Consider the following 13,155-nt stretch of genomic DNA (forward strand, 5'->3'; position numbering starts at 1 on the left):
TAAGTGTAGTTTAACATTATTCAGAAAATTTAGATAAAATTGCTGACTCATGAAAAAAGAGACTAACAATGTTTTGGGTTGTTTTTTTAACTAATTTTTCTGATTGGTTTATTGTTTCCTCCAGCGACATCGGTCCATCGGTTAAACTAAAAGCACCAATTACCCCCATATCTTTAAATTGATCGATATCGACATCAATCGATCCGCCTATAAAAACAACGGGGACATTGTATCTGTTTGCATATTTGGCAATACCCATGGGTGTCTTACCGTATAATGTTTGGAAATCGATCTTACCTTCACCTGTAATAACTAGATCAGCATTTTCTAAATATTGATCCAGTTTGATATAGTCTATGACGACTTGAATGCCATCTTCAAAATGACTAGGGAAAAAAGCTTTGAAAGCACCACCTAAACCGCCAGCAGCACCAGCGCCAGGTAAGTCATGCAGACGAATGCTTTTCTTATGGGCTACTAAATCGGCCCAATGTGTCAGGTTGTGTTCTAATTGTTTTAAATCTGATTCTGTTGCACCTTTTTGTTTACCAAAAACGTAGGAAGCACCGTTTGTACCAATTAATGGATTCTGTACGTCAGTGGCAATCGTAAAGTTGCATTGGTTGATACGTGCATCAAAATGACTTAAGTCAATATGCTGTATCTTATGTAGATTACCACCACCAAGATCAACTTCATGATGATGCTGATCTAAAAGTTTGGCACCAAGTGCCTGTAACATACCAGCACCTGCATCATTCGTTGCAGACCCGCCGATTGCAAGGATGAATTGCGTATAACCGCTATCCAATGCATCAAGAATTAATTCTCCAGTACCATATGTAGTGGCTTGCATCACATTAAGTGCATTGTCTGGCACATGCTTTAATCCAGACGCTTCAGCCATTTCTATGACACAGGTTTCCTTGTCATGGAGTACACCATATTGTGCAGAGACAGTATCGCCAAGTGGTCCTGTCACATTGAGTGTGGTGAATGTACCGTTCGTGGCATTTACCAAAGCTTCCATGGTGCCTTCACCTCCATCCCCAACGGGTAAGGTATGTATATCGGCTTCAGGGAATATATCAGAAATACCCTTACTCATATAGCGAGCAACCTCAGTAGCTGACATACTACCTTTAAATGAATCCGGTGCTAAAACAATTGTCATACGCCATCCTCCTTGTAAACGATTTCATCGTTGTATTATTCTATTATATCGATTTAATTTTATTGAAAATAGGGTTAAAATATACAAAAATGATGTTATTAATTTGTATGAAAATGATAGGGGATAAAATGATGAATGTATTAACAGATGAATTAGCTGCATTAATCGTTGAGGAAACAGTAAAAAGAACGAATAGTAATATTAATATAATGAATTTTAATGGAGAAATCATTGCTTCGTTTGATAAGCGTAGAATTGGTCAAGTTCATGAAGGTGCGCGCAAAGTATTAGCGAGTGGAGATATAATGATTTTGTCTGAAGAAGAAACGAGTTATTTACAAGGTACACAGCCGGGTATTAATTTACCAATTATATTTCAAGATAACGTAGTAGGTGTGATTGGTATTACAGGTGATCCATCAGCATTAGTGCATGTGGCTGATTTGGTGAAAATGTCCACAGAGTTGTTACTTTATCAAAATTATTTTACATATGAATTAGAAGGACAGTTACGTAGTCAGGAATTACTAATCGAGGAATTATTGAAAAGTGAACCCTCACAATCCTTTATCCAATATTTAACAAAACAATTAAATGTAGCGTTTCTAACTTATAGAAAATGCATCATTATTAATTTGGAGAAACAAATTTTTTCACGAAGTAGTATTGTACAAAGATTAGCTAAAATAATGGATAAGGCGACTTTCGCAGTCGCTTTTACTAATTATAATCATATTGTTATTTTAGCAACAGATGAGCTACAAGATGAACTGAATCAAAAAATATATCGCATTCATCAAGTATTTACATCCTTAAATTTAGATGTACGTATTGCTTCTAGTTTAGTGTTTACAAGTTTAAATGATTTTAAAAATGCTTACGAAGAATGTGAACTTGTGTTTATGTTAAACGAAGAAAATGTATCTTTCGCTTCATTTGAAGATGTGGAAGAAAAAACATTACTTTATCAGATAAATGAAGAAATAAGGGAGAGATATAAAAAAAGAATACTAGGTGAGTTAGACAATCAAAGTATTGAAACATTAAAAAGTTTATTTGAAAATGACTTGAATATTGCACAAACGGCTAAGTATCTTTATATTCATCGCAACACACTGCTATATCGTTTAGAAAAATGTAAACTACAAACAGGTTTGAACCCCAAAAAATATTCTGATGCAATCAAATTACAAATTGCTTTGTGGTGTTAAATAGTATAGACATTAAGTACAAAATATTTTATAAAATAGCTATAATCAATTAAAAAGATTACAGTATTTTTTGAGGTTTTCATTTTACAAATATGATAAGGCGAGAAAAAATGTTATTTTAGTAAATACAAAAAAGCGCTTTACAAATTACACGAGCAACAATATAATAAAATTAAGTTATTACTAAATAATTCTATTAAATTTAGAATAAAAATCTTTATAGATACAAAACGTTTTGTTTCCAATCTGAATTTACTTGTTATAGAAATGGCGCCATTTTTTGAGTTATTTAGTAATGACTCACATCAATCTTGCTTTGATGTATTTAAAAAGATGGGGAGTGAATATGATGGGTATGATATGATGAGACATGACTTATTTTGTAACTAAGTTTTAGCGTAAAAAATAATTACACTACAAAACAAACAGTCTAATCACGTCAAAATTAACGTGAAGTGAACCCTTAAACTTGTTGTAATTTAATAACAAGTATTCCTCTTTCACCACTTTCAAATGATTATATATTACAGTACCTACTTGAATACGCTTTATACTATGGTATTCAGTCACTTTTAAGTGAAATGCATACATTTATAAAACCCAATGCATAGACTCTAAATTTTATCTATTTCACCTACTTTTAATTCCTCATTTTTAAGGACCAGTTTAAAGAACATATGATTTGAAATAGAAAACATTGTAACGTGAGCTATCATTTATAGGGTAGCCTTTATAAATGCGTCTATTTTGATTACTACCACCCAACCCATATCATTATTTAAGTATGTCAGGAGATATTTTCACTTAAAAGGACAATAAACTGGTGAAACAATATGGCCTCAGCAACAATGCTTTCATTGTTACTGAGGCTTTTTTTAGTCATTTAACGTACAGTTTATCAATGAGTATTTGTTTAAATAATAGACAAAAATTAAATATATTTTATTGATGTTAAATATAATGGTTGTCTTTTTCTTTTTAATGTGACATACTCTATAACAATCAGTATAACATAATAACTTATAGAGGTGATTAAGTATGACAAAATATATTTATGCATTTGATGAAGGCCAAAAAAGTATGAAAGATTTATTAGGAGGAAAAGGTGCAAATCTAGCTGAAATGAAACGCTTAGGTTTACCAGTGCCAGACGGATTCACCATTACAACGGAAGCATGTATAGAATATTTAAATAACCATTCAAAACTACCTGATTTATTACTGAAACAGTTAGATGTAGAATTGGATGCGTTATCTAAACGTATACAGAAATCATTTTCTGATGATGGTGCTTTACTCCTAGTTTCTGTAAGAAGTGGTGCAAAAATTTCTATGCCAGGTATGATGGATACGATATTAAATCTAGGTTTGAACGATGAAAATGTAAAAAAATTAGCAAATAAAACAAATGATTCACGCTTTGCATATGATTGCTATAGAAGATTGTTGCAAATGTTTGGTCAGGTTGTTTATGGTATTCCAATGTCATCTTTTGATACATATTTTGATCAATACAAGACACAACATCATTATGAAAGCGATGCAGAAATTCCAGCCGAAGGGTTAAAAGAAATTTGTGAACATTTTAAAGCAGTTTACTTAGATGAAGCATATAAACCATTCCCACAAGAACCGATTGACCAATTAACAGAGGCAATTGAAGCAGTATTTAAATCTTGGGATAATGATCGCGCGCGTGTATATCGTCAGTTAAATGAAATACCACATGATATTGGTACTGCAGTCAATATACAGGAAATGGTATTTGGTAATAGTGGTGAAAAAAGTGGTACAGGTGTAGCATTTACGCGTAATCCTATAACGGGAGAAGCAAAGTTATTTGGAGAGTATCTACTGAATGCTCAAGGTGAAGATGTTGTAGCAGGTATTCGTACACCTAAAGATATTGAAACATTGAAAGAACAAATGCCACATGTGCATGAGCAATTTGTAAAAGTTTCAACACAACTTGAAACGCATTATAAAGATATGCAAGATATTGAATTTACAATAGAAAATGAAAACTTATATATATTACAGACACGAAGTGGTAAACGTACTGCCAATGCTGCGATTCATATCGCTGTTGATTTAGTTGAGGAAGATGTGATAAGCAAAGAAAAAGCGGTCATGAATGTTGAAGTGAAATCTATTGATCAATTATTACATCCAAATTTTGATGAACAATCATTAAAACAGACGTCAGTTATAACTAAGGTCGGCTTACCTGCCAGTCCTGGTGCAGCTAGTGGCGCAATTGTTTTTTCTGCAGAAACGGCTAAACAACAAGCAGAACAAGGGAATAAAGTGATTTTAATGCGTCCTGAGACATCACCAGAAGATATTGAAGGGATGGTTGCAAGTGAGGCAATTGTTACAACGCATGGTGGTATGACATCACACGCTGCAGTCGTAGCGCGAGGTATGGGCAAGTGTTGTGTCACAGGTTGTTCAGACTTAGAAATTAATATTACAGATAAGGTTGTACATTATAAAGGTGGTTCACTATATGAAGGTGATATCATTTCAGTAGATGGCGCCAAAGGGGATATTTATTTTGGTGAAGTTGAGACAATCCAAGCAGAGCGTAGTCATGCTTTTGAGAAATTTATGCAATGGTCAGAAGAAAATGCAAGATTAGATGTACGCATGAATGCAGAAACAGCACAAGATATTCAAGCAGGTTATCAGTTTGGTGCTAAAGGGATTGGGCTTGTTCGAACAGAGCACATGTTTTTCGCGCCAGAGCGACTCATAGAAATGCGCAGATTTATTTTGTCTGATACACAGGATAAACGTATTGCTGCTTTAAACACAATTAAGCAGTACCAAAAGAATGATTTTGAAGAAATACTAAAACTTTCTGGTGAACGACCAACGATTATTCGTTTGTTAGACCCACCGTTACACGAATTTTTACCCAATTCAAATAACGAAAAAGCAACAGTTGCAGAGCAATTGAATGTAACGATTAAGGAATTAGACCAGTATATTGAAAGTTTAAATGAAGTGAATCCAATGCTTGGACATAGAGGATGTAGGTTAGCCATTACGTATCCTGAACTTTATATCATGCAAGCAGAAGCGATTATAGAAAGTGCATTGGAGCTGAAAGCGCAAGGTGTATCATGCCAACCAGAAATTATGATTCCTTTAGTTTCCACCGTTGCTGAATTTACAACGCTGAAAGCGCAAATTATTTCACGAATTGAAACATTACAACAAGAAGCAAAAGAACATATTCATTATATGATTGGAACAATGATCGAGACACCACGTGCTTGCTTGATTGCTAGTGAGTTAGCAAAAGAATGTGATTTCTTTAGTTTTGGAACAAATGATTTAACACAGCTAACATTCGGTTTTTCAAGAGACGATGCTGGTAAGTTTATTGGTACTTATTCTGAATTAGGCATTTTAGAGCACGACCCGTTCCAGACGTTAGATGTAGAAGGTATAGGTGAACTGATAAAAATTGCTTCACAACAAGCAAAATCAGCGAATCCAGACATAACAATTGGTGTGTGTGGTGAACTAGGTGGAGATCATAAATCCATTCAATATTTTAATCAATTAGACATAGATTATGTTTCTTGTTCGCCATTTAGAGTGCCGGGTGCATTGCTTTCAACTGCGCAAAGTGAAGTAGAAGGTGGCCGATTACATGTTTGATGACCAACAAGCACCACAGCTGAGATTATTTGTCATATCGGATTCTATAGGAGAGACAGCGCAACGAATGATTCATGCGACGTTAACGCAATTTCCTGACATTTCACAAATAGAGATAAAAAAATATCCATTCATTAAAAATGAAGAAGAACTGATGCATATTTTAAACAGAGCTAAAGAGTTGAATGCCGTTGTTGTTACGACATTAGTGAATCCAGATTTCAATATTGCAGGTCAACACCTTGCGAAAAAATTGCAAATTCCGTATATCGATTATATGTCTGATTTGATAGGCATTATTCAACAACAAACACAATGTAACCCCATACTAGAAAGTGGGGCATTACGTAAACTAGATGAAAATTACTTCAAGAGAATCGAAGCAATGGAGTATGCTGTGAAATATGATGATGGTAAACATTTTACAGATATTGGAGAAGCGGATGCATTGATTGTAGGTGTTTCAAGAACATCTAAAACGCCATTAAGCATGTACTTAGCAAATAAGGGCTATAAGATTGCGAATATTCCATTGGTACTAGAGGTTGATATTCCAGATGAGGTGTTTAAACATAAGCATTTGAAAGTATTTGGTTTAACTGCGAGTCCTGACTATATTTTAAATATTCGTAATGAGCGCGTTAAAATTTTAGGGTTATCGGGTCCGTCAAACTATAATAGTATGGATAGAATCAGAGAAGAGCTAATTCATGCAGAAGAAGTTTTTGAAAAATTAAATGCAACGGTTATTAATACAGAGTATAAATCCATTGAAGAATCTGCCTTTTATATTGAAAAATGCTTATAAGATGATTCAAAAAGAGAGAATAAGAGATATTAAGATAAATATACGAGTCACTGAGTACAGGAAAAATATTGGATTAGCGGCCTTGAAATTTTAATCATATTAAAGAAAAGCAGAAAAACGACCACTTCTATTTTAATAGAAATGGTCGTTTTTTTGTTAGCTTACATTGTTATGACCTCATTGCTTATGCTTCATTAAGGTTAGCTAGAGTTTCAACAATATCTTCTGAAGCGATAAGACCGCGTAATTTAGCCCAGTCATCTCTGCTTACAAAATGTACACGCTGACTTTTAACTGCTTCTAAGTCATCCCATTGATTACTATTTTGTAATTTATTTAAATCTTTATCGTTATCGTCTTCTACCATCACGATTAATCTTTCAGGGTTAACATTTGCAAGTTGTTCATAAGACATTTCTAAATAATCTGATTCTCTATAAGCAGGTAATGTGTCTGCAACTTTATCATTAAGTGCTGTTGCAAAGCCTAATTTAGTTAAAAATTCACCTACATACGTGCTATTTGAATGCGCCGTCACACCTTGTTCTGATACGACTGCAGCTAATGTTTCTTTATTTTTATCTATAGAAATTTGATTGTTAAAATCATTAACTAAAGCTTGATGTCTATCTAGACGCTCTTTAGCATCTTTAGATTTAGAAACGGCAGTACCAATACGTTGGAATACTTCTAATGTTTCTTGATAACCAGCATCGAAGCTTTTGAAAAGAATGGTAGGCGCAATTTCACTTAACTCTTCATAAATCTCTTTGTGGCGATCAGAATCACCAATAATGAGTTGTGGTGCTGATGATCTAATAGATTCAAAATCTGGGTCTAAACGTGTACCAACTGAGACATAATCGCCTACTGCTTCTCTAAGTGGTGATGTTAAATTTGTACTATCACCGTCATCGGCAATACCTTTAACATCTATATCTAAAGCAACTAATGCATCAACGAATGAAAATTCTAATGCTACTGCTGAAGTTATATCTTCTGGTAATTCACTTGTACCTAAATCATGTTTAAATTCAAAAGTCATCATATTACCTCCCTAAATTGCTTTTACTGTTTATATTCCACACAATTAAAATGTGAAACATAACAATGATGTATAGGGTTGTCATAAATGATTCAGAGGGTGTTACGTTGGTTATTGATAATACATTGTAGAAGTTAGTGCTACGATTGATGTTCCTGGATTAAAGTAACTATGAGGCAAATCACTATTAAATCGAAAAGCTTGATGATGATTGATTGTATATTGTTTACCATCGACTTCGATTTCTAATACACCGTCATTAACAATAATATACTCTTCGGAACCAGGGTGGTGAGGGTCGGAATGCATTTTGCCACCAGGTTGGATTTCCATTTTAAACATTTCGAATTTCTTGTTCTCATCATAAGGAAAGTATGGATATATTGAAACTTCCTTATCAATGAGAGGGATGATATCACTTTCGTCAATAAAATCGATTGTATCATTGGATGTAGAAGTTAATTGCGACAATGAAATATGAAGGCCATTTGCTATTTTCCATAATGTGGTAATCGTTGGATTAGATTGTCCCTTTTCAATTTGACTTAACATATTTTTGCTGACGCCTGTTGCATTCGCTACTTTATCTAAACTTAGTTGATGCTTTTTTCGATAATCGGCAATATTTTTTGCTACGATGCTTTGAATATTATACAAATATATCTCTCCTGTTTACATTATAACGTACATATCGTACCATATAATGTGTTGTTTTCAAAATAGACCTGATAAGGTGGTAAATGATAGATTATGGAAAATTATAGAAAAATAAAACCATTCAATTGGTTGTTATTTATAGGAATATTACTTGTCGGTGCGAATTTAAGAGCACCTATTACTTCTATTGGGGTCGCATTGCCTGATATTAAAACGGATTTAGCAATGTCGAATAGTGCTGTTAGTGTTATTACGGTAGTACCATTATTAGCTTTTGCAGTCATTTCATTATTTGCAGCACGAACAAGTAATCAATTTGGTTTAGAAAAAACGATTTTTCTAGCCTTATGTTTAATTTTTATAGGTATTATTGTAAGATCAATGACAGAAATTTCCTGGTTATATATTGGGACAGTTCTGATTGGTATAGGTATTGGATTTGGTAATGTTCTAGCACCCGCAGTCATTAAGGCGAAGTTCCCATTACATATCGGTATCATGACGGGATATTATACTGTTGTAATGAATGTATTTGGTGGTTTATCATCATACGGTACTGCGCCATTGCTAAAGTCGTTTCATTATAATGTAGCAATAAGCTTAATCGGTATCGTAACATTAGTGACGATAATTATTTGGTCATTTCAATTAAAAGGTAAACAAGAAATGGCTACAGCGTTACCTCGTAAAAGTGTGAATGTGTGGAAATCTCCAATTTCTTGGCAAATCACGATACTAATGGGCGGACAATCGCTTATATTTTATTCTCTCATCAACTGGATGCCAGCATACTTGTCGCAGAGTGGTATGTCTATTAGTGAAGCGGGCGTATATTTATCTGTGTTACAGATTTCAATTATTCCATTTACTTTTATCACACCAATATTTGCAACTAAGATGAAATCGCAATTTACATTAACTTTCGTGACAGGATTGTTGTTTATTGCGGGTGTAATCATTATGTTATGCGTACCTCAACTGGCCATTATCTCTACAATATTGATAGGTGTTGCTGGGGGAATCGCTTTTGGACTTGTTAATACGTTCTTTAGTTTACGTACAGAACATAGTCAAACGGCAGCAAAATTATCTGGTATGGCACAGTCTATTGGTTATTTATTTGCCGCTATGGGTCCGTTATTATTTGGTGTTCTACATGATATGACGGGTACTTGGATTGCATCTTTAAGTATATTACTATTTACAGCAGTTATCATTACTTTGTTTGGTTCACAAGCAGGACGTAATCGAACAATCGAACAATCACTTCAAAAGTGAAGTGTTTAACTTGATTTTATAGAATTTAGATTAAAGCTAAAATGGTAAATATACCTATAATGGCATATAATGGGTATGAATCAATGTGAAATAAATCAGATTACATTGGAGACAATTGTATTAAAATTAATATATGTATAAGTAATATAAGATTTTAGAACTAAAACATTATAGTTAAAAATATTTTTAGCTATTAGGGAAAGAATGATGAGGTGAAGTTATGCAATTAATATTTGATCCAGGTGTAAGTCCCGTATATCGGGGTGTGTTAGCATTCTTCTTTGTTATCAATGTGATATTAGCCTTTGTTATAGTCTTTTTAGACAGGGATAGAAGAGATGCTACTGCAACATGGGCATGGTTATTTTTACTTTTTGTTATGCCTGTTTTAGGATTTTTCATTTATATATTTTTCGGAAGAGGTATTCGTAAGAAACGTGAACGTGGCTTTGCGCACAATCAGATAGAAGATGGGATGAAACGAGTTCAAGCCCAACTACAAGATTCGACAAATAAAATCAGTGATTCTGATAATCCTATTGTGAGAAAACACCGTGATATTGCAACAACACTTTTAACAAAAGAACCTTCTTTTTTAAGTAATGATAATAATATTGATATTTATACAGATGGTCATGATTTATTCAGTCAAATGAAAGAAGATCTGCGCAATGCGAAAACGTATATTCATATGGAATATTATGTATTGAATTTAGATGGTTTAGGTACTGAAATCATTAATATCTTAGAACAAAAAGCAGAAGAGGGACTTGAAGTGAAGTTACTTTATGATGCAGTAGGGTCTAAATCTGTACATAAGTCGAAATTTAAAAAATTCCGAGAAAATGGCGGACAAGTGGAGGCATTTTTCCAAGCTAAAATACCATTAATCAACTTTAGAGTGAATAATCGAAACCATCGTAAAATTGTCGTCATTGATGGGATGACAGGTTATGTTGGTGGCTTTAACGTTGGCGATGAATATCTGGGTCTAAATGATAAGTTCGGTTATTGGAGAGATACACACCTGAGAGTGAGAGGTGACGGCGTTGATGCCTTACAATTAAGTTTTATACATGATTGGAACTCCCAGGCTAAGCGTGAGCAGTTAGAATATAATATGAAGTATTTTCCAGATAATGCGTACCAAGGTGGTAATGTGTCAATGCAACTCGCACTGAGTGCACCAAGTGATAATTGGCATCAAATTGAATTTGGATATATGAAAATGATTATGAATGCCAAATCCTCCATATACATGCATAGTCCATATTTTATACCAGATAAAGGTTATATTAATGCGTTGCGAATCGCCGCTAAATCAGGGGTTGATGTTCGTTTAATTATCCCTAATAAGCCAGACCATATCTTTGTATACTGGGCGACCATTACAAGCGTTGCGCAATTAATTAGAGATGGTGTGAAGGTATATACTTATGAAAATGGATTTATTCATTCTAAGATGATGATTATCGATGATGAAGTGGCAAGTGTCGGTTCATCTAATATGAATATCCGTAGTTTCGAATTGAATTTTGAAGTAAATGCCTTTATGTATGACGAACAAATTACGAAACAACTTAAAGCAGCATTTCTAGAAGATTTAAAAGTATCAAAAGAATTAACAGAAGAACGTTATAATCAACGTTCAAACTGGATTAAATTTAAACAATCCATCGCCAAATTAGCCTCACCAATATTATAAAAGTCAAAATGAGCATTTAATTTAATATAAATTTTGTTGGAATCAGTAGTTATCATCGTATAACTACTGATTTTTTTATATGATATAATTATTAGGATAATTGAAAAACATTTTAATAATATAAATAATGATTTGATAAACAAAACAATTGAGGTGTGCTATGCAACGTGATAGTAACTTATACATTTATAGACAACTATATACACAATTAAAAGAAGATATCTTAGCATTTAAATATAATAGCCATGAAAAATTACCGTCTAAGCGAGTGATGTCCAAACATAAAGATATTAGCATAAATAGTGTGAAAGCAGCGTATGAACAGTTGCTAGCAGAAGGTTATATTTACACTCAAGAACGTAAGGGCTATTATATCGAACCCATAGATAAACTGATTATCGAAAACGATAAGCAACCGTCATTAGAAACATATCATGAGCATACAGCAACAGAATTTGAATATTCATTCTCACACATGAGCACTGATATATCAGAATTTCCAGTAGATACATGGACTAAAATGATGAAACAAGTTTTTCAAAATTATGATCACTATCTATCATCTATTCCTGAAGTAAAGGGTCCTATGGAACTTAGACAATCGATTGCGAAACTAATTTCCTATCAACGCGGTATCCATTGCCATCCTGAGCAAATTGTCATAGGATCAGGCACCAATGCATTATTAACCAAATTAATTGAGCTCATGACTAAAAATATAACCATTGCAGTTGAAGATCCTGGCTATTCTCGTTTCAGAACATTGCTAGAACAAACGCGTATACATATGGAGCCAATCGCATTGGATCGTAAAGGGATTTCGTTAGAGGGCATTAAAGATATTCAACCTAATGCAGTGATTGTGACGCCATCGCATCAATTTCCAATTGGGACAATTATGCCCGTTTCAAGACGTATAGATTTATTAAATTGGGCTAGTAAAACACATAGCTATATTATTGAAGATGATTATGATAGTGAATTTAAATATGAAACAGATAATATCCCGTCTTTATTTAGTTTTGACAAAAATGAGAGTGTTATTTACTTAGGGACATTTTCAAAAACACTGATGCCTAGTATAAGAATGAGTTATATGATTTTACCAACAAAATTAGTTAGACAATTTGAACTACAAAATCAAAACACAATTCCAGATTATTCCATGCTAAACGCTTTAACGTTAAATTTGATGATAAAAGAAGGGCATTATGAAAAGTATATAAAGAAAATGCATCAGTTATACGGTAAAAAAAGAGAGAACCTTATAGCACATTTGAGTATGGCTTTCGGCGAACATATCCAAATCAAAGATACACAAGCAGGATTGCATTTTATTATTGAAGTGAATTCTCCGTATTCATATGAAGAAATTGAAACACGTGCGAAAGAACAAAAATTGGAACTTTATACTATTAATAGATTTAAAGTGAAAGCGCTTCAAAAAAATAATGGCCCGAAAATATTGATTATTGGATTTTCAAAAATAGAACAAAATCACATACCAGAGGCAGTTCAACGTTTAAAAAGTGTACTTATTGAATAAACTGGTACCATTAAAAACCGATAACTGGTACTTTACAGAAGACCAATAATATTTTAAAT

General features: G+C 33.4%; 9 protein-coding genes. 6 read left to right on the plus strand and 3 right to left on the minus strand.

From position 1 onward, the window contains the following. Window positions 1-16: 16 nt before the first annotated feature. Window positions 17-1,174: a glycerate kinase gene (locus tag ACM6UH_RS01915; protein WP_011302174.1), complete on the minus strand. Its 1,158-nt coding sequence runs from the start codon at window positions 1,172-1,174 to the stop codon at window positions 17-19. A 131-nt stretch (window positions 1,175-1,305) separates the two neighbouring features. Between ACM6UH_RS01915 and ACM6UH_RS01920 the strand changes: the two genes are divergently transcribed. The 3 genes from ACM6UH_RS01920 to ACM6UH_RS01930 all read left to right on the plus strand — a co-directional run bounded on the left by ACM6UH_RS01920 (window position 1,306) and on the right by ACM6UH_RS01930 (window position 6,865). Beyond that, window positions 1,306-2,385, plus strand: coding sequence for a CdaR family transcriptional regulator (locus ACM6UH_RS01920; RefSeq protein WP_433911990.1), 1,080 nt, complete (start codon window positions 1,306-1,308; stop codon window positions 2,383-2,385). A 1,038-nt stretch (window positions 2,386-3,423) separates the two neighbouring features. Further along, window positions 3,424-6,057 (plus strand): pyruvate, phosphate dikinase, encoded by a 2,634-nt coding sequence (ppdK, locus tag ACM6UH_RS01925; RefSeq protein WP_047504791.1) that lies wholly within the window; start codon window positions 3,424-3,426, stop codon window positions 6,055-6,057. After that, on the plus strand, window positions 6,050-6,865 hold the full coding sequence (locus ACM6UH_RS01930; RefSeq protein WP_011302177.1) for a pyruvate, water dikinase regulatory protein: 816 nt from the start codon (window positions 6,050-6,052) through the stop codon (window positions 6,863-6,865). The genes ppdK and ACM6UH_RS01930 overlap by 8 nt, the downstream gene beginning before the upstream one ends. A gap of 184 nt (window positions 6,866-7,049) precedes the next feature. Here the strand turns inward: ACM6UH_RS01930 and ACM6UH_RS01935 are convergent, their stop codons facing one another. Then, complete coding sequence (locus ACM6UH_RS01935; RefSeq protein WP_037537515.1) at window positions 7,050-7,910, minus strand: ABC transporter substrate-binding protein; 861 nt, start codon at window positions 7,908-7,910, stop codon at window positions 7,050-7,052. A 111-nt stretch (window positions 7,911-8,021) separates the two neighbouring features. Continuing rightward, entirely contained in the window at window positions 8,022-8,567 is a 546-nt protein-coding gene (locus ACM6UH_RS01940; protein ID WP_002482135.1) for a helix-turn-helix domain-containing protein, read from the minus strand. 93 nt (window positions 8,568-8,660) lie between these two features. Here ACM6UH_RS01940 and ACM6UH_RS01945 point away from each other — a divergent pair, with 93 nt between their 5' ends. The 3 genes from ACM6UH_RS01945 to ACM6UH_RS01955 all read left to right on the plus strand — a co-directional run bounded on the left by ACM6UH_RS01945 (window position 8,661) and on the right by ACM6UH_RS01955 (window position 13,096). Continuing rightward, window positions 8,661-9,845 (plus strand): CynX/NimT family MFS transporter, encoded by a 1,185-nt coding sequence (locus ACM6UH_RS01945; protein ID WP_041079903.1) that lies wholly within the window; start codon window positions 8,661-8,663, stop codon window positions 9,843-9,845. Window positions 9,846-10,065: 220 nt separating this feature from the next. Further along, the gene (gene cls, locus ACM6UH_RS01950) at window positions 10,066-11,550 is read left to right on the plus strand and encodes a cardiolipin synthase (protein WP_061050456.1); all 1,485 of its coding nucleotides are present in this window, start codon (window positions 10,066-10,068) and stop codon (window positions 11,548-11,550) included. A 160-nt stretch (window positions 11,551-11,710) separates the two neighbouring features. Continuing rightward, complete coding sequence (locus ACM6UH_RS01955) at window positions 11,711-13,096, plus strand: PLP-dependent aminotransferase family protein (RefSeq protein WP_047504778.1); 1,386 nt, start codon at window positions 11,711-11,713, stop codon at window positions 13,094-13,096. Window positions 13,097-13,155: the final 59 nt, after the last annotated feature.

Origin of the sequence: Staphylococcus sp. LKG4-2 (assembly GCF_050955665.1) — a bacterium.
GTDB classification, from domain to species: Bacteria; Bacillota; Bacilli; order Staphylococcales; family Staphylococcaceae; genus Staphylococcus; species Staphylococcus saprophyticus.

What these genes read in the sequence shown, in the direction of transcription:
- ACM6UH_RS01945 (WP_041079903.1), top strand. Translation starts at nt 8,661, where the DNA reads ATGGAAAATTATAGAAAAATAAAACCATTCAATTGGTTGTTATTTATA.
- ACM6UH_RS01935 (WP_037537515.1), bottom strand. Translation starts at nt 7,910, where the DNA reads ATGACTTTTGAATTTAAACATGATTTAGGTACAAGTGAATTACCAGAA.
- ACM6UH_RS01920 (WP_433911990.1), top strand. Translation starts at nt 1,306, where the DNA reads ATGAATGTATTAACAGATGAATTAGCTGCATTAATCGTTGAGGAAACA.
- ACM6UH_RS01915 (WP_011302174.1), bottom strand. Translation starts at nt 1,174, where the DNA reads ATGACAATTGTTTTAGCACCGGATTCATTTAAAGGTAGTATGTCAGCT.
- ACM6UH_RS01930 (WP_011302177.1), top strand. Translation starts at nt 6,050, where the DNA reads ATGTTTGATGACCAACAAGCACCACAGCTGAGATTATTTGTCATATCG.
- ppdK (WP_047504791.1), top strand. Translation starts at nt 3,424, where the DNA reads ATGACAAAATATATTTATGCATTTGATGAAGGCCAAAAAAGTATGAAA.
- ACM6UH_RS01955 (WP_047504778.1), top strand. Translation starts at nt 11,711, where the DNA reads ATGCAACGTGATAGTAACTTATACATTTATAGACAACTATATACACAA.
- cls (WP_061050456.1), top strand. Translation starts at nt 10,066, where the DNA reads ATGCAATTAATATTTGATCCAGGTGTAAGTCCCGTATATCGGGGTGTG.